This window comes from Streptomyces sp. NPDC044984, assembly GCF_040646935.1.
Classification (GTDB): domain Bacteria; phylum Actinomycetota; class Actinomycetes; order Streptomycetales; family Streptomycetaceae; genus Streptomyces.
Window position 1 is genome coordinate 221,749 of the sequence record NZ_JBEZBE010000005.1, and the last position, 21,514, is coordinate 243,262.

At 72.1% G+C, this 21,514-nt stretch carries 20 protein-coding genes and 3 tRNA genes; 13 read left to right on the forward strand and 10 right to left on the reverse strand.

The annotated features are described in order from the left end of the window. Positions 1–5: 5 nt before the first annotated feature. Positions 6–503, reverse strand: a complete 498-nt coding sequence (locus AB0A94_RS07825) for a hypothetical protein (RefSeq protein ID WP_361740405.1) — start codon at positions 501–503, stop codon at positions 6–8. An 833-nt stretch (positions 504–1,336) separates the two neighbouring features. Here AB0A94_RS07825 and AB0A94_RS07830 point away from each other — a divergent pair. From AB0A94_RS07830 to AB0A94_RS07840, 3 genes are all read left to right on the forward strand, one after another. After that, the gene (locus AB0A94_RS07830) at positions 1,337–1,702 is read left to right on the forward strand and encodes a hypothetical protein (RefSeq protein ID WP_217127624.1); all 366 of its coding nucleotides are present in this window, start codon (positions 1,337–1,339) and stop codon (positions 1,700–1,702) included. A gap of 106 nt (positions 1,703–1,808) precedes the next feature. Continuing rightward, positions 1,809–2,438, forward strand: a complete 630-nt coding sequence (locus AB0A94_RS07835) for a bifunctional DNA primase/polymerase (RefSeq protein ID WP_361740408.1) — start codon at positions 1,809–1,811, stop codon at positions 2,436–2,438. Continuing rightward, a tRNA-Lys gene (locus AB0A94_RS07840) sits at positions 2,429–2,502 on the forward strand. Before AB0A94_RS07835 ends, AB0A94_RS07840 begins: the two co-directional genes overlap by 10 nt. A 68-nt stretch (positions 2,503–2,570) precedes the next feature. Here AB0A94_RS07840 and AB0A94_RS07845 read toward each other — a convergent pair. Then, positions 2,571–3,788, reverse strand: a complete 1,218-nt coding sequence (locus AB0A94_RS07845) for a M6 family metalloprotease domain-containing protein (protein WP_361740411.1) — start codon at positions 3,786–3,788, stop codon at positions 2,571–2,573. A 431-nt stretch (positions 3,789–4,219) separates the two neighbouring features. Between AB0A94_RS07845 and AB0A94_RS07850 the strand changes: the two genes are divergently transcribed. Further along, a complete protein-coding gene (locus AB0A94_RS07850; RefSeq protein WP_361740414.1) occupies positions 4,220–6,103 on the forward strand; it encodes an EAL domain-containing protein in 1,884 nt (627 codons plus the stop codon). On the opposite strand, the gene AB0A94_RS07855 is transcribed toward AB0A94_RS07850, so the two are convergent. The 4 genes from AB0A94_RS07855 to AB0A94_RS07870 form a co-directional block, all read right to left on the reverse strand. After that, positions 6,079–7,179 carry an LLM class flavin-dependent oxidoreductase gene (locus AB0A94_RS07855; RefSeq protein WP_361740417.1) on the reverse strand — a complete coding sequence of 367 codons (1,101 nt, stop codon included), beginning with the start codon at positions 7,177–7,179 and terminating at the stop codon, positions 6,079–6,081. The two genes, AB0A94_RS07850 and AB0A94_RS07855, sit on opposite strands and share 25 nt — an antisense overlap. Before the next feature lie 357 nt (positions 7,180–7,536). Further along, the gene (locus AB0A94_RS07860) at positions 7,537–8,340 is read right to left on the reverse strand and encodes a hypothetical protein (protein ID WP_361740420.1); all 804 of its coding nucleotides are present in this window, start codon (positions 8,338–8,340) and stop codon (positions 7,537–7,539) included. Positions 8,341–8,440: 100 nt separating this feature from the next. Next, positions 8,441–9,172: an aspartate/glutamate racemase family protein gene (locus AB0A94_RS07865; protein ID WP_361740423.1), complete on the reverse strand. Its 732-nt coding sequence runs from the start codon at positions 9,170–9,172 to the stop codon at positions 8,441–8,443. Beyond that, a complete protein-coding gene (locus AB0A94_RS07870) occupies positions 9,169–10,011 on the reverse strand; it encodes an aspartate/glutamate racemase family protein (RefSeq protein WP_361740426.1) in 843 nt (280 codons plus the stop codon). Before AB0A94_RS07870 ends, AB0A94_RS07865 begins: the two co-directional genes overlap by 4 nt. A 213-nt stretch (positions 10,012–10,224) precedes the next feature. Between AB0A94_RS07870 and AB0A94_RS07875 the strand changes: the two genes are divergently transcribed. Continuing rightward, the gene (locus AB0A94_RS07875) at positions 10,225–11,172 is read left to right on the forward strand and encodes a D-2-hydroxyacid dehydrogenase (protein WP_361740429.1); all 948 of its coding nucleotides are present in this window, start codon (positions 10,225–10,227) and stop codon (positions 11,170–11,172) included. 17 nt (positions 11,173–11,189) lie between these two features. Continuing rightward, entirely contained in the window at positions 11,190–12,596 is a 1,407-nt protein-coding gene (locus AB0A94_RS07880; RefSeq protein WP_361740432.1) for an amidase, read from the forward strand. Here AB0A94_RS07880 and AB0A94_RS07885 read toward each other — a convergent pair. Then, entirely contained in the window at positions 12,577–13,080 is a 504-nt protein-coding gene (locus tag AB0A94_RS07885) for a DUF3830 family protein (protein WP_361740435.1), read from the reverse strand. The genes AB0A94_RS07880 and AB0A94_RS07885 overlap by 20 nt on opposite strands. Before the next feature lie 88 nt (positions 13,081–13,168). Here AB0A94_RS07885 and ehuB point away from each other — a divergent pair, with 88 nt between their 5' ends. The 6 genes from ehuB (at position 13,169) to AB0A94_RS07915 (ending at position 17,355) form a co-directional block, all read left to right on the forward strand. Next, positions 13,169–14,083 carry an ectoine/hydroxyectoine ABC transporter substrate-binding protein EhuB gene (gene ehuB, locus AB0A94_RS07890; protein WP_361740437.1) on the forward strand — a complete coding sequence of 305 codons (915 nt, stop codon included), beginning with the start codon at positions 13,169–13,171 and terminating at the stop codon, positions 14,081–14,083. Beyond that, positions 14,080–14,793: an ectoine/hydroxyectoine ABC transporter permease subunit EhuC gene (ehuC, locus tag AB0A94_RS07895; protein WP_361740440.1), complete on the forward strand. Its 714-nt coding sequence runs from the start codon at positions 14,080–14,082 to the stop codon at positions 14,791–14,793. Before ehuB ends, ehuC begins: the two co-directional genes overlap by 4 nt. Then, positions 14,793–15,443: an ectoine/hydroxyectoine ABC transporter permease subunit EhuD gene (ehuD, locus tag AB0A94_RS07900; protein ID WP_361740443.1), complete on the forward strand. Its 651-nt coding sequence runs from the start codon at positions 14,793–14,795 to the stop codon at positions 15,441–15,443. Before ehuC ends, ehuD begins: the two co-directional genes overlap by 1 nt. Positions 15,444–15,513: 70 nt before the next feature. Further along, complete coding sequence (ehuA, locus tag AB0A94_RS07905) at positions 15,514–16,242, forward strand: ectoine/hydroxyectoine ABC transporter ATP-binding protein EhuA (RefSeq protein ID WP_361740624.1); 729 nt, start codon at positions 15,514–15,516, stop codon at positions 16,240–16,242. 194 nt (positions 16,243–16,436) lie between these two features. Further along, positions 16,437–17,195, forward strand: a complete 759-nt coding sequence (locus AB0A94_RS07910; protein WP_361740446.1) for an IclR family transcriptional regulator C-terminal domain-containing protein — start codon at positions 16,437–16,439, stop codon at positions 17,193–17,195. Positions 17,196–17,281: 86 nt separating this feature from the next. Continuing rightward, a tRNA-Lys gene (locus tag AB0A94_RS07915) sits at positions 17,282–17,355 on the forward strand. Between the two features lie 71 nt (positions 17,356–17,426). Here AB0A94_RS07915 and AB0A94_RS07920 read toward each other — a convergent pair. The 3 genes from AB0A94_RS07920 to AB0A94_RS07930 all read right to left on the reverse strand — a co-directional run bounded on the left by AB0A94_RS07920 (position 17,427) and on the right by AB0A94_RS07930 (position 20,797). Then, on the reverse strand, positions 17,427–18,032 hold the full coding sequence (locus AB0A94_RS07920) for a lytic polysaccharide monooxygenase (protein WP_361740449.1): 606 nt from the start codon (positions 18,030–18,032) through the stop codon (positions 17,427–17,429). A 125-nt stretch (positions 18,033–18,157) separates the two neighbouring features. After that, complete coding sequence (locus AB0A94_RS07925; RefSeq protein WP_361740452.1) at positions 18,158–19,357, reverse strand: SPFH domain-containing protein; 1,200 nt, start codon at positions 19,355–19,357, stop codon at positions 18,158–18,160. 87 nt (positions 19,358–19,444) lie between these two features. Next, complete coding sequence (locus tag AB0A94_RS07930) at positions 19,445–20,797, reverse strand: peptidoglycan-binding protein (RefSeq protein ID WP_361740454.1); 1,353 nt, start codon at positions 20,795–20,797, stop codon at positions 19,445–19,447. A 207-nt stretch (positions 20,798–21,004) separates the two neighbouring features. Between AB0A94_RS07930 and AB0A94_RS07935 the strand changes: the two genes are divergently transcribed. After that, a tRNA-Lys gene (locus AB0A94_RS07935) sits at positions 21,005–21,078 on the forward strand. The last annotated feature ends 436 nt before the right edge of the window (positions 21,079–21,514 follow it).

Below are 21,514 nucleotides of genomic sequence, written 5' to 3' on the forward strand. Positions count from 1 at the left end.
CCTTCTTATGCGAAGTGGGAGGACGCGTTGTTGTTCTTCAACGCGGAGATCAGGTTGGTGATGTTGCAGTCCCCGTAGGGGCCGTTCTTCGCGAAGTACTGGGACGTTCCGCCGTAGCCGGAGTTGTAGTACACGCGGTAGTTGTCGTCCCGGGCGCAGTTCTGCACGGACGCCGAATTGTTCTTCATGTACTGGCCGTTTCCATTGCCTCCGTTGCCGAAGACGTACCGGTAGGTCGTCAGCGACGATCCCTGGTACTGGCTCGTGCCCCAGTGGTCGGAGACGTTGCTGTAGAAACTCGCGAACGCCGACTTGTAGTAGCCGTCCTGGACGGCTATCTCCTTCGAGTTGTAGAACAGCCACAGATCACCGTACGAGCAGGTGATCCATGGAACATTGCAGTTGTCGGAGGTCTCGTACTCCGCCGCATGCGCCGGGGCGGCGGTCGCCATCACGGCCGCCACCGCCGCGAACGACACAGCGAAGGCAGTCGCCCTTTTCATTGTGCGGATGCTCTTCATCACGTCTTCCTCGATAGTTCGTCCGCGTGAGGGGATCTTCACGCCGTGCACTTCTTCCGGCAATCATGCGCAGAACAAGAACGGGACTCCGTCCATGACGGCCTGCTTCAGCCGGAGGGGATTTCCGAATTCCCGGCCGCCCACCGAACGGCCCGCTCCGTGAACTCCCGAAATCAGCCTCGTCCAGCCCCCGTCCCGACGTCCGGCACCGCGCCCAACAGGATTCCGCCGAACCCGACCCCGCCTTGAGTCCGGCTTCACACCCCCGTCACACCCCGTCCACGCAGTTGCTCCCGGTAACCAAACTCCTAACAGGGCGTCAGGTCAATGGGCAGCAAACGGACAATGACGCCACAAGATCCACTTAAAACACGTGATGATCGTTACGTTTGGAAGAGGCTTTGTAATGCTTGATCGCGGTTTGACAAAAGGTGGGGTGTGTCACTTCCCGGGAAAGCGGCACACCCCGCGGCAAGGGTCCTCCGGGGGCACGCCCGGCCGGTGCCGCCCCGTCGCGCGGCCAGGCCGTACGCACGGCGGGCGGAGCACCGTACGCGGCGCGAAGTCGTCGTCGGGCGTCCTGAACCGGTGCCGTGGACGGCGGTGATCCGCGGAAGCGGTCCTCCGTGTCCGCGCGGGCAGCCGTCCGCTTCGGCACCCTCGAAGCCCTTGGCGGGGAATAGCGCCCGGACGGCTGGGAAGCCATTCACGCGGTCCCGCGGGCGGCAGCACTCAGGCCCTCTTGCGGTGGCGCGGGACAATGGACGGTGGCCCGCCCTCCAGGGGGGCCGACCGCGACGTACGAAGGAGAAGTCATGGCGGAGCACACGCCGCGCCGGGACCAGCCGCGGCTACGCCCCGCGCCCCTGCTGTTCGAGCCCGCGGAGGCGGCCTCCGACCCCGAGCACTTCTTCGACCTGGAGTCGATCGACGATCCGCGCGCGCTGCTGGAGCGGGCGACCGAGCTGACGCTCGCGTTCCGTGCCGCGGCGGACCGCGCGACGGAGTTCCAGGCGCTGGCGGCGGCCCAGCTCGCCGATCCCCGCCGCTTCGACCGGCTGACGCCGGCGGACATCGCCGAGCGCGCCGAGTGGACCGAGGACTACGCGAAGAAGATGGTCGAGTTCGGCCGGGACCTGATGCGGGGCGGAGAGGGGCCGGTGCACGCCGACCCCGTATGAGTCGGGCATATGCCGGGCGGGCAAGATACCCCTCCCCCTGTCCCCGCGTCCCCGTTTTCCGCAACCCTGTGGAACCGCGCCCTCACGCCGAGTAGACGTATCCGTCATGAGCAGTCCACGGAATGCCTCCGACGCCAGCGGCGTCACCCCCGACGGCGCCACCTGGCTCGCCTCGGCGGGGACGTATCCGCGCAGCACGCTCTCGCACTGGGACGAGCGGCCGGACGCCCCGGTCGTGCTGCCCTGCGGCGTGGTCTTCGACGTGGTGAGCGCGCCGACGGTCTTCGGGCGCCGGATGCTGGACCGGATGTGGGAGGAGGGTCCGGGCTCGGGTCCGGTGGCGGAGTTCCGGGGCCGGATGCTGCTGTTCGCCGCGCCCGGCACGGCACAGCGGCTCCCGGCCCTGATGGAGTGGGAGGAGTGGGGCACGCACGGCGCACACCACACGTGCGGCGCACACGACACGCACGGCGCGCGGACCGACGGCGTCCCGCCCCTGCTGTGCCACGGCACCGGCGACGCGGTGACCGTCCCCGCCCCCACCGGCGCGACCGCGTCCGCCCCCCGCTCGGACTCCCGCTGGCTCGTCGCCCCCGACACCCGTCACCCCTGGCTGCCGGGTCCGGAGGTCCTGCTGTGGGCGGCCGTACGGGCGGCCCGCGCGGCCGTGCGGATATCGATTTTTCCTCCCGCCGGACGTGATGCTAATGTCTACGACGTCAGCAGGCGCCGCTAGCTCAGTTGGTTAGAGCAGCTGACTCTTAATCAGCGGGTCCGGGGTTCGAGTCCCTGGCGGCGCACGACACGGAGAAGGCCCCTCGCGCAAGCGGGGGGCCTTCTCCGCATCTGCCCGGCGTCCACGCGGCATCTACCCGGCGCTGATCCGCACCGTCCACGCCCCCGACGCCGTACGCCCCTCCACCGCCACCCGTACGGACTCCCCGGGCACCGTGAAGCTCTCGCCGAGGGCGACCGGGGCGTCGGCGAGCGGCGGGTAGACCGAGTCCTCCCCGCACGCCTCGGTGTGCGGGTGGGCGTCGACGACCTCGATGGGGCCGCGCCCCGACCGGGTGCCGCTGCTCACCCGGTACACCAGCACCCCCTGCCGGCAGGCCGCGTGATCGTTGCCGACCGGCCCGCGGGCCTCGAAGGCGAGCACGCTGTCGGGCCCGGTGCGCACGACCGCGAGCTTGGTGCCCCGCCCCAGGCCGAAGGACGGCGCCCCGGCGGCGCCCGTCACCGGCGTCCCCGGCCCCGCCCCGAGCGGCTCCAGCGTCAGCCGTACCGGCCCCGCGTCCTGCACGCACCGCACCTGCCGGGACTCCAGCCAGCCCAGCTTCCACTTGTGCCAGCCGAAGAGGTCGGGAGCGAGGGCGAACTGGCTGCCCATCAGGTCCCAGTCGCCGACGTGGGTGTCCCAGTCGCCCTTGCCGTCCGCGGGCCGGTGGTAGAGGTCGGGCAGGTCGAAGACGTGCCCGGTCTCGTGGGCGAGGACGAGCCGGTCCGGGGGGTGGTTCTCGAACACGGTGACGATCCGCCGGATGTCGGCGCCGTCGACGCGCAGCGGACGGTCCAGGTTGACGACCTTGGTGGCGTCGGAGTTCACGCCCGGCGCGTCCGGGTCGGCGACGAAGTACACGATGTCGTAGCGCGAGAAGTCGACGTGCCGGTCGGCCACCGAGAGCGCGTCCCGCAGATAGGCGGCCCGGTGGGTGACGGTCCAGTCGCGCCGTATGTCGTACGCCGTGGAGGGGCGCGGCATGCGCAGCCACTGCCGCAGGGCGTGCGGGCGGAGGGTGAACCTGCCGTAGGAGGCCTGCTCGAAGAAGCGGCTGGTGGCGGGGAAGTGGTCGGCGGAGAGTTCGAGGGGCGTGGCCAGGGGGTGGGAGTCGGGGAAGGACAGGAACACCATCACCGCGTCCAGGCTGCGGGTGGGGCGGGGGTAGGCGGCGTTCCAGGTGTCCAGGCCCTCGGAGTGGTGGGCGGCGGTGCGGGTGAGGACGCAGGGCGCCACGGAGAAGGGCTCGGCGGTGGAGGGGACGTTCACCATCGAGGTCGCCGCGAGCGCCGACATCGTGGTGCACATCGCGGCGGTGCTGCGCAGCCGGGGCCGTACGCCCGAGGCACCCGATCGGCTCAGTCGTTCCCGGAGAGTCTCACGGCCGAGGCCTCTCGGGGTGAGCTGACGCGGCACGGGGACCTCCGGGAGACGGTTCACGGGACACCGCACCCAGATTGTGGGGATTTGTCGTACTGCGTCATGTCCGGCTGCACCGGACGAGTGAGAAACGCGGGTATCCGGGCGGGACCGACGCCCCGGGCACTCACGGAACGTCACAACTGGTCGGAGGCCCGCAGAACCCGTCCCTCCATGAGCGGAAACGATCGGTCAGGGATGCGGATCCGCCCCGGAAACCGGACAGTGACTGGAAGGCCCCGACCTGGGCCTCTATGATCGGCACACTTTCCTGAGACTTTCTGCACGGACAGCGATCGAGTGCACTGCGGGAGCGAGCGGTGAGCGGAACGTCCGAAGGGCCGGCGCCCGCGACGGAAATCGACCGGTCGAACGTCACAGAGAGTGAGATCACCACGTCTCCGTGTGCGGAATCCCCGCCCCCGTCGTCCCCCTCCGCCCCGCTGCCCCCCTCCGCCCCGCCGTCCCCGTCGTACCGCTCCGTCTTCACGGCCGCGCCGCTCGCCATGGCCGTGGTCGACCGCGGGGGCACGGTGACCGGCGCCAACGAGGCCCTCGCCACCCTGCTGGGCCGCGCCCCGGAGGCCCTGACCGGTGCCGTCGCCGCCGACCTGGTGGACCTGGTCTCCGACGCCCGCGTCTGGCACGCCTACCGGGAGATGCTGCGCGGACGGCGGGCCGGGCTGCGCTGCACGCGCCGGCTGAAGCACCCGGAGGGGCACGCGCTGTGGGTGCGGGTGACGGTCACCCCGCTGCCCGCCGACGACGAGGGGGTGCTGCTGTCGGTCGCCGACATCGGCGACCACCGCGAACTCCAGGCCCAGCTGCGGCACCTGCGGATGCACGACCCGGTGACCCGGCTGCCCAACCGCACCCTGTTCCTCGAACGGCTGACGGCCGCGCTGGAGGCGGAGACGTACGAGGAGGGCGGCACCGGCCGGATCGGGCTGTGCTACCTCGACCTGGACGGGTTCAAGGCCGTCAACGACACCCTGGGCCACCGCGTCGGCGACCAGCTGCTGGCCGCCGTCGCCGAGCGGCTGACGCGCTGCGCGGAGGAGGCGGGCCGGGCGAGGACCGGCACCCCGCTGGTCGCCCGGCTCGGCGGGGACGAGTTCGCGCTGCTGGTCGAGGACTCCACCGGCACCGAGCAGCTCGCCGACCTCGCCGAGTCGCTGCTCGACGCGGTCCAGGCCCCCTTCGACCTCTCCGGGCGCCGGCTGTCGGTCTCCGCGTCGATCGGGGTGGTCGAGCGGCACGCCGCCGGGACCACGCCCACCGCGCTGATGCAGGCCGCCGACACCACGCTGTACTGGGCGAAGGCCGACGGCAAGGCCCGCTGGACGCTGTTCGACCCGGAGCGCAACGCCTCCCGCGTGACCCGCCAGGCCCTCGCCTCCACGCTCCGCCCGGCCATCGACCGGGGCGAGTTCGCGCTGGAGTACCAGCCGCTGGTGGGCATGGAGGACGACCGGGTGCACGGGGTGGAGGCACTGGTCCGCTGGCACCACCCCCGGTTCGGCACGCTGACGCCGAATCGGTTCATCTCACTCGCGGAGGAGGACGGCTCGATCGTGCCGCTCGGCCGCTGGGTGCTGCGCACCGCCTGCCGGCAGGCCCGCGACTGGCAGCTGGAGCACCCGGACGAACCGCCGATCTTCGTCAGCGTGAACGTGGCGGTCCGTCAGGTCTGGGACTCCGACCTGGTGGCGGACGTCGCCGCCACCCTGGAGGAGACGGGCCTCGCGCCGGAACTGCTCCAGCTGGAACTGACCGAGTCGGCGGTGATGGGCTCCTCCGGCCGGCCGATCGAGGCCCTGAAGGCGCTCAGCGACATGGGCGTGCGCATCGCCATCGACGACTTCGGCACCGGCTACTCGAACCTGGCCTACCTCAGCCGGCTGCCGGTGTCGGTGCTGAAGCTGGACGGCTCCTTCGTCCGGGGCTTCCAGTACGAGGAACGCGCCGCCGCCCCGCCGAACCCGGCGGACGAGGTCATCGTCGAGGCGATGGTGCAGCTCGCCCACCGGCTCGGCCTGACGGTCACCGCGGAGTGCGTGGAGACCTCGGCGCAGGCGACGAGGCTGCGCCGGATCGGGTGCGACACCGGTCAGGGGTGGCTCTACTCCCGTCCGGTGTCGCCGGACCGCATCTCCGAACTGCTGGGCACGCCCGGGGTTCAGGCGGGCGTGGGCAACCCGTAGGCGTCGGCGATCAGTTCGTAGGAGCGCAGGCGCACGTCGCCGCCGTGGGCGTTGGCGGTGAGCATCAACTCGTCGGCGCCGGTGCGCTTCTGCAGCTCGTCCAGGCCGACGCGGACCTCGTCCGGGGTGCCGTGGATCACGTTGGCGTTCCAGGAGTCGACGAACTCCCGCTCCATGGGGCTGAAGTCGTACGCCTCCGCCTCCTCGGGTGTCGGGACCAGGCCGGGGCGGCCGGTGCGCAGCCGGACCATGTTGAGCGCGGCGGCCAGCACCTGGCGGCGGGCCTCCTTCTCGTCGTCCGTCGCGAGCGCGGAGACGCCGATGAGGGCGTAGGGCGCGTCGAGGACCTCGCTCGGGCGGAAGGTCTCGCGGTACAGGTCCAGCGCGGGGACGGTGTTCTGCGCCGAGAAGTGGTGGGCGAAGGCGAACGGCAGGCCGAGCATGCCGGCCAGCCGGGCGCTGAAGCCGGAGGAGCCGAGCAGCCAGATCGGCGGCCGGTGCGGGGACTGCACACCACCGGGTGACGTCGCCTGCACCGGGCCGGGAACGGCGTGGATGCGCCGGTAGGGGTGCCCGTCGGGGAAGTCGTCGTCCAGGAAGCGGGTGAGCTCGGCGAGTTGCTGGGGGAAGTCGTCGGCGCCCTCGTTCAGCCGGTCGCTGCGGCGCAGGGCGGCCGCGGTGGCGCCGTCGGTGCCGGGGGCGCGCCCGAGCCCGAGGTCGATCCGTCCCGGCGCCATGGCCTCCAGGGTGCCGAACTGCTCGGCGATGACCAGCGGCGCGTGGTTGGGCAGCATCACCCCGCCGGAGCCGAGGCGGATGCGCCCGGTGTGGGCGGCGAGGTGGGCCAGGATCACGGCGGGCGAGGAGGAGGCCACACCGGGCATGGAGTGGTGCTCGGCGACCCAGTAGCGGTGGAAGCCGCGGGACTCGGCGAGGCGGGCGATGTCCACGCTGGTCCGCAGGGCGTCGCTCGCGGTCCGGCCCGCGCCGACGGTCACCAGGTCCAGCACGGAGAGCGGGACGGGTGCGGTGCCGTGGGCGGTGCCCCGGATCTCCTCTGCGGCGTCTGCGGCCATGGTGGGGTGCCTCCTGTGGGGTGTGACGGTCGCTGCGCGACGTAACAGGAGACGGTCCCCGGTTATTCCCTCCTCCTTCTCCGGCGCTCCGCGATGTGCACGCCCGGCGATCATGCGATACGATCATCTTGCTCGCTGAGGGGGTCGCCCCCCGACAGTGATCACGCGTTGGTGGTCCAAGGAAAGACGCCCCGCTTCCTGCGGGGAGATGCAGGTGCAAGGCCTGCCCGGCGCTCGACGAGAACCCCGGCCCCGCTCCAGCGGGACCGGGGTTCTTCCGTGTGCGCCGCACGGCACCGTCTCCGTGGACCCCGTGGACCGGGAGAGGAACGTCACCCGGTCCACGGGGGGCGCGGATCAGCCGAGCTTGGCCTCCTGCGCCTCGATGACGGCGGTCGGCTGCTCGAACGCCTCGCCCCGGCTGACCGCCGCGATGTTGAAGGACGAGAATCCGGCGAGCGTGGTGCCCTGGCGGAAGACGACGACCTTCGTGTCGGCGGAGGTGCCGTCCAGCTCGGTGCCCACCGTCCAGGCGACCGCGTCCTCGCCGGCTGCGAGCTTCTCCTCGGTGACCTTGGTGACCTGTTGCTTCTCACCGTCGATCGACATGGTGAAGCCCCCGGCGCACTTCTTGCCGGCCTCCCGCAGCGCGGCGAGGGCCTGCTCCGCGCCGTCGGCGTCGTAGGACCGGAGGGAGGTCATCGTCTTGGTGATGTCGAGGGAGTCGAGCATCGCCTCCTCGGCCTCCTTCTCCGTCAGCTCCGCGAGGTCCGGCATGCCCTCCTTCGCCGCCTCGGACTCCTGGGTGACGAGCCGCTGGGCGCTCGCCGCCGGCTTGCCCGTCGGCACGGACGACAGCGCCTGGGCGACGGGCTCGCACTCGGCCCGCTCGACCGAGAGGGTGCCGGGGTCGAAGACGTCGTCCTTGCCCGGCTCGGCGACCTTGTGGTCCTCGAGGTCGGCCGAGGCGATCACGAGCTTCTCCAGTTCGGCGGCGGTCAGCGCCTTGGCGGCCGGAGCGCTCGACGCGGTGTCGCCCTTCGCCGCCTCGTCCCCGCCGTTCCCGCCCTTCTCGTCACCGCCGCCGCACGCGGTGGCCAGAAGGGCGAGGGCTGCCGCGGAAGCGGTCAGGACGGTACGGCGGACGACGGTGGCTCTCATGGTGCTCACTCCCTGGTTCCGGCGCCCCGCGCCCAGGCGCGGCACAGGGCTCACGGGAGTGAGACCGCCGCGAGTCGATCAAGGTTGTACCGGGTCGCCCTCAGACCTGGACGATCGGCTCCCGGGTGAACAGGACGCCGAGTTCGGGGGCGTTCACCCGACGGTCGGCCAGGCGCAGGCCCTCCCAGACGGTGACCTGGTTGGCGGTGAGGACCGGCTTGCCGAGTTCCTTCTCCAGGGCGGGGATGTGGGCGATCGTGTGCAGGGCCGTGTCCGGCAGGAGCAGCGCGTCCGCGTCCGGGGTGTCGGCCGCGCGGGCCAGGGCGAACAGCTCCTCCTCGCCCCAGCCGCCGACCTCCGCCGCCGTGCCGATCCCGGAGCTGCGCACCCCGGTCACCTCCGTGCCGCCGGCCCGCAGGAACTCGGCGAAGAGCACGGCCACGTCGTCCGGATAGGTCGCGCCGACGGCGACCCGCCGCGCCCCGACCTCCCGCACCGCGTGCACGAAGGCGAACGACGTCGACGACGCCGGCATGCCCGCCGCCCGGGCGAGGCTGCGCACCTGCTCGTGGGCGCCGTCCCAGCCGTGTACGAAACTGCCGCTGGTGCAGGCCCACACCACCGCCTCGGCGCCCGACAGGCGCAGCTGCTGCAGGCCGGCCGCCAGCCGCTCGGGAGCACCTATCTGGAGCAGCGCGTCCACCCGGTGCGCGTCCTCACCGATGTCGGTGTGCACCAGGTCCACCCGGACGTCGCTGCCCAGCAACTGCTCGATACGCGGATAGTCGTCCTCTGCGGAGTGGCCCGGGTAGAGGAATCCCAGTGCGGTCATGTCCAGCCTTCCTGCTGCTTCTCTTCCGGCGCGTCCGGCACATCCGGCCGTACGGGGCCGGGCACCCGGCCCGGCGGTACGGTCCCGGAGCGCGCCGACGCGTCGATCAGCGCCTGATACGGTCCCACCGCCCGGGTACCCAATCGGCGCAACGCCGCCCACACGGTCACCTGGTTGGCCGAGATGACCGGTATGCGCAGTTCGGCTTCGAGCTGCGGGATGACGTCGTAGGTCGGCAGATCGGCGCAGGAGAGGAACAGCGCGTCCGCCGCGCCGAGCCGGCCGCGCACCGCCGCCCGCCGCGCCATGTCCACCACCTCGCGGTAGGTGACCTTCCAGATCTGCCGGGTCAGCCCCATGCACGCGCACCCGGTGACCGTGACGCCGACCCGCGCGACGCAGCCCTCCAGCGCCCGGGTGACCGACACGGTGTACGGCGTGACCAGGGCGACCCGGCGCACGTCCAGCTCCACCAGCGCCTCCAGGAGCGCGCCGGAGGTGGTGATCGCCGGGACCGCGCCGGCCCGGCTCATCGCCTCGCACATCGCGCGCTCGCCGACGATCCCGCCGACGAAACCGCCCGCCGTACAGGCGTAGGCGACGACCTCGGGCGCGACCGCGGTGAGGGTGCGCACCGCGTCGCCGAGGGTCTCGTGCTCGCTGATCAGCCGGGCCAGGTCGAGACTCACCTCGACCGGCACGTACGGCGTGCGGGTCAGGTGCGGGGACACCGCGTCCGGCACCCGGCGCCACAGCTCGCGGTCCAGCGCGAAGCCGAAGGGGGCGGCGACACCGACACCGCGCTGCGGGCCGGGGCCGCCGAGGAAGGAGACGTCCATGTCGGCACCGGCCTCACACGGGGAGACGGGCACGCAACGGATGGCGGGAACGCCCGTGTTGACGACGGCAGGTCGGGGTGCGAGCGTGGTCAATCCGCACATCTCAGACTCCGGCCACTCCGTTCCCCGGCACCCGGCCGTCCGGCTCCCGGACATCCCGCCACCCCGCCACCCCGCTCCCCCACCCCGGCCAGCCCGGAGAAACGGCGGCTCATGACCACGCCCACGCTGCTCGTGCTCGACGCCGATCCACTCCCCCGCCTCGGCCGGCTCACCGGCCGGGTGCGGGTGGAGCACGCGGACGACTCGACGCTCGCCGAGCGCCTGCCCTCCGCCGACGTGCTGCTGGTGTGGGACTTCACCTCGCGCGCGGTGCGCGCCGCCTGGCCGGGCGAGGGGCCCCGGCCGCGCTGGGTGCACACGGCGAGCGCGGGCGTGGACCACCTGCTCTGTCCGGAACTCGCCGCCTCCGACACGGTGGTCACCAACGCGCGCGGCGTCTTCGACCGGCCGATCGCCGAGTACGTCGCCGCCCTCGTCCTCGCCTTCGCCAAGGACCTGCCGCGGACGCTGGACCTCCAGCGGCAGCGGACCTGGCGGCACCGGGAGTCCCGCAAGGTCGCCGGGACCCGTGCCGTCGTGGTCGGCTCCGGGCCGATCGGCCGGGCGGTCGCCGGCACGCTCACCGCGCTCGGCGTCAGGACCGCCCTGGTCGGCCGCGCCCCGCGGGCCGGTGTGCACGGCCCGGACGATCTCGACCGGCTGCTGGCCCGCGCGGACTGGGTCATCGCCGCCGCGCCGCTGACGGAGTCGACGCGCGGCATGTTCGACGCCCGCCGCTTCGGCGTGATGCAGCCCTCCGCGCACTTCGTGAACGTCGGCCGGGGACAGCTGGTCGTGGAGGAGGCGCTGGCCGAGGCACTGCGGCGGCGCTGGATCGCGGGCGCCGCGCTGGACGTCTTCGACACCGAGCCGCTCCCCCCGGACAGTCCCCTGTGGCACCTCCCGGATCTGATCGTGTCGCCGCACATGAGCGGGGACACGGCCGGCTGGCGGGACGAACTCGGCGAGCAGTTCGTCGAGTTGTTCGAGCTGTGGGCGGCGGGCCGGCCGCTGGTGAACGTGGTCGACAAGCAGCGCGGGTACGTACCGGGTCACTGACGTTCCTGGGAGGGTGGATGAACGCGCTCACCGAGCTGACCGCCGTACGGCTCCTCGACGGCTACCGCAGCGGCGAGTTCGGCCCGGTGGAGGTGGTCCGGGCGGCGCTGGAGCGGGCGGAGGAGATCCAGCCGCGGGTGAACGCGTTCGTCCGGCTGTTCGCCGAGGAGGCGCTGGAGCGGGCGCGGGCGTCGGAGGAGCGGTGGCGGCGCGGTGAGCCGTGCGGGCTCCTGGACGGGGTGCCGGTCACGGTGAAGGACATCCTGCTGCTGCGCGGCGCGCCCACCCTGAAGGGCTCGCGGACCATCGACCCGGCGGCGGGCCGCTGGGACGAGGACGCGCCGTCGGTGGCCCGGCTGCGCGAGCACGGCGCGGTGTTCCTGGGCAAGACGACGACCCCCGAGTTCGGCTGGAAGGGGGTGACGGACTCCCCGCTGACCGGTGTCACGCGCAACCCGCACGACCCGACGCGTACGGCGGGCGGTTCCAGCGGGGGCGCGGCGGCGGCCGTGGCGCTGGGCGCGGGACCGCTGGCCCTGGGCACGGACGGCGGGGGCAGTGTCCGGATCCCGGCGGCGTTCTGCGGGATCTTCGCGCTGAAGCCGACGTACGGGAGGGTGCCGCTGTATCCGGCGAGCGCGTTCGGCACGCTGGCGCACGTCGGCCCGATGACCCGGGACGCGGCGGACGCGGCGCTGCTGATGGAGGTGATCGGCGGCCCGGACTCCCGTGACTGGTCGGCGCTCGGACCGGCGCCCGGCTCGTTCCCGGAGGGGCTCGCGGGCGGGGTGCGCGGGCTGCGGGTGGCGTACTCGCCGTCGCTGGGCGGGCAGGTGCGGGTGGACCCGGAGGTCGCGGCGGCGGTGCGGCGGGCGGTGGAGCGGCTGGCCGGGCTCGGCGCGTACGTCGAGGAGACCGACCCCGACCTCACCGACCCGGTGGAGGCCTTCCACACCCTGTGGTTCGCCGGCGCCGCGCGGGTGACCCAGCACCTCGGCCGGGAGCAGCGGGAGGCGCTCGAGCCGGGGCTGCGGGAGATCTGCGGTGCCGGGGCCCGGTACTCGGCGCTGGAGTACCTGGCCGCGGTGGACGTCCGGATGGGCCTGGGCCGCCGGATGGGCCGCTTCCACGACACCTACGACCTGCTGGTCACCCCGACCCTGCCCCGCACGGCGTTCGAGGCGGGCGCGGAGGTGCCGAAGGGGTCCGGGCACCGCCGCTGGACGGGGTGGACCCCGTTCACCTACCCCTTCAACATGACCCAGCAGCCCGCCGCGACCGTGCCCGTGGGCACCGACGCCGACGGGCTGCCCGTCGGACTGCAGCTGGTGGCCGCCCGCCACCGGGACGACCTCGTCCTGCGGGCGGCCCACGCGCTGTACGAGGCGGGGGCGGCCTCGGAGATCACGCCCGCCGGAAGCTGAGCGTCTCCCCGGCCGCGCCCGTGCGCCACAGGTCGTTGCAGCCGTCGGCCATGGCGTCCAGCCCCTCCACCACCTGGCCCCGGACGGTGCCGGGGACCCAGCCCACGTCACCGTTGAGGAGCAGGTTGTTGCGCTCGTAGCACAGGGCCAGGTCCACGACCGTGGTGCCGGGGCGGACCTCGCGGTGATAGCCGTAGGACTTCGTGCCCGACTCGGCCCCCGTGAAGGAGGAACAGCACAGGTCGCCCGGAAGGGGGGTGACGGTCGGGTTCTCCAGGGGCCGTTCCGTTTCCGCCAGGGACGGGAAGAGGGCGTAGATCTCGTTGCGGGCGTATTTGGCGTGGTGGACGTCGCCGGACAGCGGAAGGGATTTCCAGACGGCTTCGCAGGTGAGCGGCGCCCGGTCGCCGAGCAGTCGGGCCGTGCAGCTGATCCCGCGCTCGACCAGGGAGATCTCGAGAAATCGGTCCGCCGTGCCCCGCATCGTCCCGCGCCGGTCAAGGCCGCCCGACCGCCGAACGGGGCCGAAACCGGCCGGAATAAGTCGCATCGCTTCGGGTAGCCGCGCCGCCATGGCTCCACCACTGCAACCACCGAGACGATTCCGAGAGGCCTCCGGGCCCTCACGCCGGTCGCTGCTCGCGGGGGTCGCGGCGCTCGGCGCGCTGGGGGCCGCGGGCTGTTCCCGCGTGCCGACGGCGGCGGCCACGGGCGGCGGTGACCTGCTGGACCGGCTGCGGGCGGCGGGGGTCGTCCGCCTGGGCATAGCCGGTGAGATCCCGTTCGGTTACATCGACAGGAACGGCGATCTGACCGGCGAGGCGCCGGAGCTGGCCAAGGTCGTCTTCAAGCGGCTCGGGGTGGACCGCGTGCAGCCCGTGCCCACCGAGTTCGGCTCGCTGATACCCGGGCTGAACTCCCAGCAGTTCGACGTCGTGGCGGCCGGGATGTACGTCACTCCGGAACGCTGCGAGCAGGTCATCTTCGCGGATCCCGACTACCAGATGCCCGATGCGTTCGTCGTGCGCAAGGGCAACCCGAAGGGCCTGCACGACTACGGGGACGCGTTCAGGAAGGGCGCGAGGATCGCCACCGGCACCGGGTACGCCCAGATCGAGCACGCCGTGGAGGCGGGCTACCGGCGCAGCGACATCCTCATCGTCCCCGACCAGGTCGCCGGGCTGAACGCCGTGGAGGCCGGGCGGGTGGACCTCTTCACCGCCACGGCGGTCACCTCCCGCATGGTCGTACGGACGTCCTCGACGACGGAGGTCACCAAGCCCTTCACTCCGATCGTGGACGGCGAACCGCAGCTCGCCGGGGGCGCCTTCGCGTTCCGGCCGACCGAGACGAAGCTGCGCGACGCCTTCAACACGGAGCTGCGCGAGCTGAAGAAGAGCGGCGAAGTGTTCCGGATCCTCCGTCCCTTCGGCTTCAGCAAGGCCGAGATGACCGAGCTGACCGCGAAGGAGCTCTGCGGCGGATGACCTCGGGACTCTGGGAACTGGTGCTCGACGGCGTCTGGGTCACGGTCCAGCTGCTCGTCCTCAGCGCGCTGCTGGCGACGGCGGTCTCCTTCGTGGTCGGCGTCGCGCGCACCCACCGGCTGTGGATCGTCCGCTTCCTGGCCGGCTTCTACACCGAGGTGTTCCGCGGGACCTCGGCACTGGTGATGATCTTCTGGGTGTTCTTCGTGCTGCCCCCGGCCTTCGGCTGGCAGCTGGTGCCGCTGTGGGCGGGCACGCTGGCACTCGGCCTGACCTACGGGGCGTACGGCTCGGAGATCGTGCGCGGCGCCCTCGCCGCGGTCGACCCGGCCCAGCGCGAGGGCGGTATCGCGCTCAGCTTCACGCCCTGGCAGCGGATGAGGCTGATCCTGCTGCCGCAGGCGGTGCCGGAGATGATCCCGCCGTTCTCCAACCTGCTGATCGAACTGCTCAAGGGCACCGCCCTGGTGTCGATCATGGGCATGGGCGACCTGGCGTTCAGCGGCAACCTGGTGCGGCTGGCGCTGCAGGAGAGCGCGGAGATCTACACGTACGTCCTGGTCATCTACTTCGTGATCGCCTTCCTGCTCACCCGGCTCATGCGCGGTCTGGAGAAGAAGCTGAAGGCGGGGGTCGGCAGGACTCCGGTCCGTGAGCCGGACGTGGAGCTGAAGCGGCCCGAGACGACCAACGTGGGGGGTGCCGTCTGATGGAGTGGGACTGGAGCGCGGTCTCCGACTTCATGCCGCACTTCTGGGACGGTCTGCTGGTGACCCTGCAGATCCTGGTCCTGGGCTCGCTGATCTCGTTCGCGCTGGGCCTGGTGTGGGCGCTGCTGATGCGGGTGCCGACGCGCTGGGTGACCTGGCCGGTGGGCGCGGTGACGGAGTTCGTCCGCAACACCCCGCTGCTGGTGCAGCTGTTCTTCCTGTTCTACGTGCTGCCCGAGTGGGGCATGACCTTCTCGGCGCTGACCACCGGCGTCTTCGCCATCGGGCTGCACTACTCGACGTACACGATGCAGGTCTACCGCGCGGGCATCGAGGCCGTGCCGGTGGGCCAGTGGGAGGCGGCGACGGCGCTGAACCTGCCGCTGCGCCGGACGTGGACCGCGGTCGTCCTGCCGCAGGCCGTGCGCAGGGTGGTGCCCGCGCTCGGCAACTACGTCATCTCGATGCTGAAGGACACGCCGCTGCTGATGGCCGTCACCGTGCTGGAGATGCTCGGTGAGGCGCGGCTGTTCTCCCAGGAGAACTTCCGGTTCACCGAGCCCCTGACGGTGATCGGCTTCGCCTTCGTCGTCATCTCCTACCTGGCCTCCCTTGCCCTGCGAGCCCTGGAGCGACGCCTTGTCCACTGACACCCACGTCCCGTTCGACGAGAAGCCCGAGGAGCCCGGGAAACCGGGGAGGCCGCGGAGCGACGGCGAGCTGATCCGGCTGGAGCAGGTCACCAAGCGGTTCGGGGACCACACGGTCCTGGACCACCTGGACTTCTCCGTGGACGCCGGCAAGCACGTCACGCTGATCGGTCCGTCCGGTTCGGGCAAGACCACGATCCTGCGGCTGCTGATGACGCTGCTGAAGCCGGACGAGGGGACGGTCACCGTCGACGGGGAGCGGCTGTTCCCGGCGCCGGAGAAGCAGGTCCGCGAGGTCCGCAAGAAGATCGGGATGGTGTTCCAGCAGTTCAACCTGTTCCCGAACATGACGGTGCTGCGGAACATCACCGAGGCCCCGGTCACCGTGCTCGGCCTGTCCAAGGACGCGGCCGAGGAGCGGGCGCGGGAGCTGCTGGAGATGGTCGGGCTGACCGACCACCTCGACAAGCACCCCGCGCAGCTGTCCGGCGGTCAGCAGCAGCGGGTGGCGATCGCGCGGGCGCTGGCGATGCGGCCGCGGGTGCTGCTCCTCGACGAGGTGACCTCGGCGCTGGACCCGGAGCTGGTCGCGGGCGTCCTGGACGTGCTGCGGGACATCGCCCGCTCCACCGACATCACCATGCTCTGCGTCACCCACGAGATGAACTTCGCCCGGGACATCTCCGACCAGGTGCTGATGTTCGACCAGGGCCGGATCATCGAGGCGGGCGCGCCGGAGAAGATCTTCAGTGAGCCGGAGCACGACCGGACACGGGAATTCCTCAGCGCGGTGCTGTAGCCACGGACCGTGAACGGGGCAAGGCCCGAGGTCCACGCCGTGGAGCATCCCCCTGGCATATGCCAGGGGGTCGGCGCCGCAGATGAGGGGCCGTAATCTCGTCAACACCCGCTTCTCCGGAGCCGTTTGAGGGCTATCGTGGAGGGGATTCGCTGACCGGATTGCGGCCCCAAGAGCGAGCGCAGGGGGAAACCGTGGCGCTGAGGCACGAGCCGACCGCGCCGTACCACTCGGTCCAGGACGCGCTGCGCGTCCTGGAGACGGTGGCACGGCACACCACAGGAGTCACCGACACCGAACTCGCCCGCGAGACCGGCCTCGGCACGGAGCGGCTGACCACGCTCCTGCGGATGCTGCGCCGCGAGGCCTACGTCGCGCAGATCGCCGACGGCGCGTACGTCACCGGAGCGGCCTTCGCCCGCCTGGGCGCCGCCGAGGGGCACGAGGAGGCGCTGCGCGAGAAGCTCCAGCGCACCCTGGACCGGCTCCGCGACCGCGTGGGCGCCGCGGTCTACCTCAGCCGGTACGTCGACGGCGAGGTCAGGGTCACCCAGTACGCCGACGGCCCGGCCACCCCGAAGGTCAACGAGTGGGTGGACTTCCGTCACTCCGCGCACGCCACCGCGATCGGCAAGAGCCTGCTCACCCAGCTCGACCACAACGGCCGGCGCGACCACCTCGCCCGGCACCGGATGGCCCGGCTCACCTCGCGCACCATCACCAGCGACACGCTGCTGCTCTCCCGGCTGGCGGCGCAGCCGCCCAGCGTGCCCGTGCTGGACCTCCAGGAGTACGCGGTCGGCACGGTCTGCGCGGCCGTCCCGATCACGGCCGGCTCCTCGGCGGGCTGTCTGGCGCTGTCCCTGCCCCTGGCGCACGCCCACCGCCTGCGCCAGGCCGCCGACACCCTCAACCGCAACGCGGCCCCGGTGCTGCTGTCGCTGACGATCTAGGCGAGCCGGCGGTGGTGCGGACCACCCCCGGGGACCGGGTATTATTTTCCTTGTCGCCGACCGCGAGAGCGGGAGGCGGGAGTCATGCGCCGCTAGCTCAGTTGGTTAGAGCAGCTGACTCTTAATCAGCGGGTCCGGGGTTCGAGTCCCTGGCGGCGCACCGAGAAGGGCCTCTCGTGGGAGCGAGAGGCCCTTTGGCGTGCTCGGACGGGGATCAGAACCGGACGGGGATCAGAACGTGACGTCGGAGCAGGCGTAGAACGCGTTGCCCGTGTCGTGGACCGTCCACACCGCGAGGATCACGTGGTGTCCGCTGAGCCCGGACGGCAGTCGGCCGCTGTGCGACAGCGTCTGCGGCGGACGCTGGCCGTTGTAGGGCACCGTCAGGAACGGCGTGAGGTTGAGGTCGGAGCGGGCCAGGTTGTGGTTCTGGTTCCAGCCCGGCTTGGTGACGTAGTACTTGAAGTCGGTGGTGGCGTGCATGGCCGTGAACTGCCACCGGAAGGTGTAGCTCTGGCCGCCGGACACCCGGGTCGTGGGCCAGGCGCCGCCCGAGGGGGTCTTCGGGCTGTCGAGCTGGGCGAACGGCGCGTTGCCCGCGGAACAGAGCCGTCCGTCGGCGGGTCCCGAGGCGGGGAAGCCCTTCGGGCCCTCGACGCTCTGCGGCTCCCACTGGATGGATCCGCAGTTGGTCACCGAGCCGTTCTGGCAGAGCTTCTGCCGGCTGACCGGCAGATCGGTGTAGCCGTGGCCGCTGGCACCACCGGAGGAGAGCACAAGCGCTCCGGTCGTGGCCAGTCCCACCGCGGCTGCGTACATCTTGGTCCTTGTGCGCATGCTGCCGCTCCTGGTGAACGTGGGGGAGTTTCCGTGAGCCGTGCAGGTAGGTCTAGACCAAGTCTGAGATTATGGGCGCGGACTGAACATGTCCATACCAACCGCAGGGTCCGTTCCCCCGGTGTTCACGGGCCCGCCTCCCCCCGTCCCGCGCAGAACGCCACCGTCAGGTCCTTCACCAGCGCCTTGCGCTCGTAGTCGTCCAGCTCCACCAGTCCCCGCACGGTCAGCCGGGTCACCGTGTCCTCCACCGAGTCCACGACCGCACCGAGCACGCTCGCCCGGTGCTGGGCGTCCAGCGCGGCGATCCGGCGCCGGTGCATCGCGGCGGCCACCTCGGGCGCGTACTCCACCCGGACCGGCCGCACCGCGAACACCTCCACCCCCACCGGCTCGGTGTCCGCCGCCACCAGCCGGGTCAGCGCGTCCTGCGCCGCCTCCACCGCGCCCCCGCCCGCACCCGGCGCCGCCACCGGCACCCGCACCAGCGCCGCCTCGACGCACGCGCGCAGATACGCCTCGTGGTCCTCGACGCCCAGCGTCGCCCGCGCGGTGTCCCGCACCCGCCACACCACCAGGACGGCCACCCGCAGCGCGACCCCGCTGCGGTCGGCCGCCCGCATCGGCTCACCGCGCCAGTGCCGCAACCGCACGTCGACCCGGCGGCGCAGCAGCAGCGGGTTGACCCACATCAGCCCGGTCCGCCGGACGGTCCCCCGGTAGCGGCCGAACAGGCCGAGCACCCAGGCCCGCCCGGTCCGCCCGCGGGCCAGCCCGCCGAACCCGAACAGGCCGAGCGCCCCGGCCCCCGCGTACGCCGCCCACTGCGCGGGGCCGAGCCCCGCCGCACCGGCGCGCGCCGCCGGCCCGAGCGCCTCCACCAGCGGCGGCGGCAGCACGCCCGCCCACCACGAGGTGACCGCGCAGCCGGCCGCCCCGCACATCCCGGCGAGCACCCCCACGGCCCCGGGCAGCACCCGGGCGGGCCGCTCCACCAGCTCGGGGTCGACCCGCGGGCCGACGGGCCCGGGCCGCCCGCCGGCCGGACCGCGCGGACGGGGCCGCCCTCCCGTGCCGCGCCCGCCCTCGTCCGCCCGGCGGGCGACGACCACCGGGCGCAGCCGCACCGGCGCCGGCCCGGGGGCGTCGCGGAACAGCAGGTGGACGGGGATCTCGGTGGTGGACTCGGTGTGGATGAGCCGGGCCGGCCGGGCGACCGCCGCGCCGCCCGCCGGGCCGCGGTCCACCGGGCCACCGGACTCGGGGAGGTGTCCGGGGACGTGTTCGGGGGTGCTCTCGGGGACGGGGGATGCCGTCGTGGTCATGCGTGCCTCCAGCCTCCGCGCCAGATGCGTCACATCGGTCACTTCGAGGGACGTGGACGCCGAGGAGCACCTCGCGCCCGGGGTGGGTCATGCGAAGAGCCGCCGCCAGGTCTCCGGGCCCGGGTGGCCGTCCGCCGCTCCGCCGCGCCAGCCCTGGGACCGCTGGAAGGCCTCCACGTTGCGGCGGTCGGCCTCGCTCCAGCGCGGTCCCGGCCCCTTCGTGTAGTACCGGCCGAACCCCTTCTTCACCAGCTGTCTCCCGAGCCGCGTGACGTGGTCGCTGACGGCACCCGGCCGGAACGCCGCCCGGCCCGGATAGCCCGGCACCCCGTGCGGGGCGGGGGCGGGTGAGGGGGCGGACGAGGCGAACGATCCGGAAGCGGAATCTCCGCTTGGGATCTCCCGGCCCCCGCCGGTCGCCAGCAGCTCCCAGGTCAGCGGCCCCGGCAGCCCGTCCGCCGCCGCGCCCCGCCACCCCTGGGCCTCCTGGAACGCCCGGGTCGCCCTGCGGTCCGCGTCCGTCCAGCGCGGTCCGGGAGGCGCGGGGTAGAAGCGCCCGGCACCGCGGGCGACGAGCATCCGGCCGAGCTCGGTGACGTACTCGTTCTCCGCGCCGGGGCCGAAATACGCCGCTCCGGGGAACGGCGTCCGGACCGCCGGGAGGGGCGCCGGGAGGGACGCCCCCGCCGCGCCGTCGCTCACCCCCTTGTAGCGGTACGGGACGTAACGCGCGGAATTCCTCCAGTAGGCGTACGGGGTGGTCCTCCGGAGGGTGTGCGGTGCGGTCTGCTCATAGGCGACGTACTTTGACCGGGCGCTGTTCGTCCAGCCGCCGAAAAGGACCACATGGGATCCGCCGTAGGGGTCGGCCGCATTGTGGAACAGCAGCATGTCGCCCGGCTGGAGTTCGTCCTTGGTGATTCTCTCGGCGTATTTCCCGAGGCTTCCGGTCCATTCGTTCCCGGGCAGTCGCCAGGCCATCGAGACATAACCCGAACAGTCCTGCCGGTAACCGTCGGACCAGTACGAGGCCACACCGTACGGAACCTTCCGGGTGACCCAGCTCCGGGCCCGCTCGACGATGTCCGCGCGGGTGATCGCGGGCACCCGCACGGGGCGCGCGAGGCCCGCGAACGGGGCCGCCTGACCGCCGGGGCCGTGCAGCGGGGCCCGTCTCCCTTGCGGGGTTCCCGGCCCGTCACCTGCGGGAACGTCCGGATCGGCGGGACGCGGGGGCTGGGGGGAGGCAACCGCGGGGGCAGTGGGCGCGGCGATCGCGGCGGAGGTCACGGCGGCCACGACGAGAGCGGTCCGGTGCGCCGCCGGATGGCCGGGAAAACGGCCGGTCCGGGAATGCGGAAGTACCCGCCGCCAGTGCGCGCAGCCGGGACAGTCGCAGTCGTCCGCCGGATCGATCTCCTCGAATACCGGAGACTCCATGCGATTCCCCTCACACTCCCGCTCGATTTCGCCACGTCCGTGCACGACGGTCATTTTCGCAACCGTCTTCCCCACGCGCATGTTGACGGTCCGAATGATGTACGGGCGGTGGACCGGCTCCGCGCCGGGCGTGGATCGCGGGTGGCGGCCGGGCGGACTCCGGTCGGAAGCACCCGTCGGGGTCCTGTAGAGTTACGACGTCAGCGCGCGCCGCTAGCTCAGTTGGTTAGAGCAGCTGACTCTTAATCAGCGGGTCCGGGGTTCGAGTCCCTGGCGGCGCACCGACCCGACGGGCCCCTCGTGCATACGAGGGGCCCGTCGGTTTTTGGCCTGATACTCCCTCGTGGCCGTTGAACGCAACCCACTCGGCGCACGTATGCAACATCGGTCCCACGGGTCTCCCTCAGCGTTCACAATGGGCCCGTATGACCGGTGAACACCGTGTTTCGCATCTTGCGATCATGATGGGCACCGTAGAACCTGGGTTCTTCACGTTGCTGCGGGTTCGCGGCGGTTGGGGGGCAAGAGACCGGTTGCCGGCGATGCGGGACGAGGGTCCCGCATCATGAAGCGGTGCCGAGGGGGGCATCATGCAACCGGAACAGCGCTGCACCGTGTCTATAAGGTGTGGGTGATGTGGTGACAGCTGTCAATCACTGAGACGCCCGTGACGGTCGAGGGGGCCGGAGCGGACGTGAGGAAGCGACGAAGCACGCG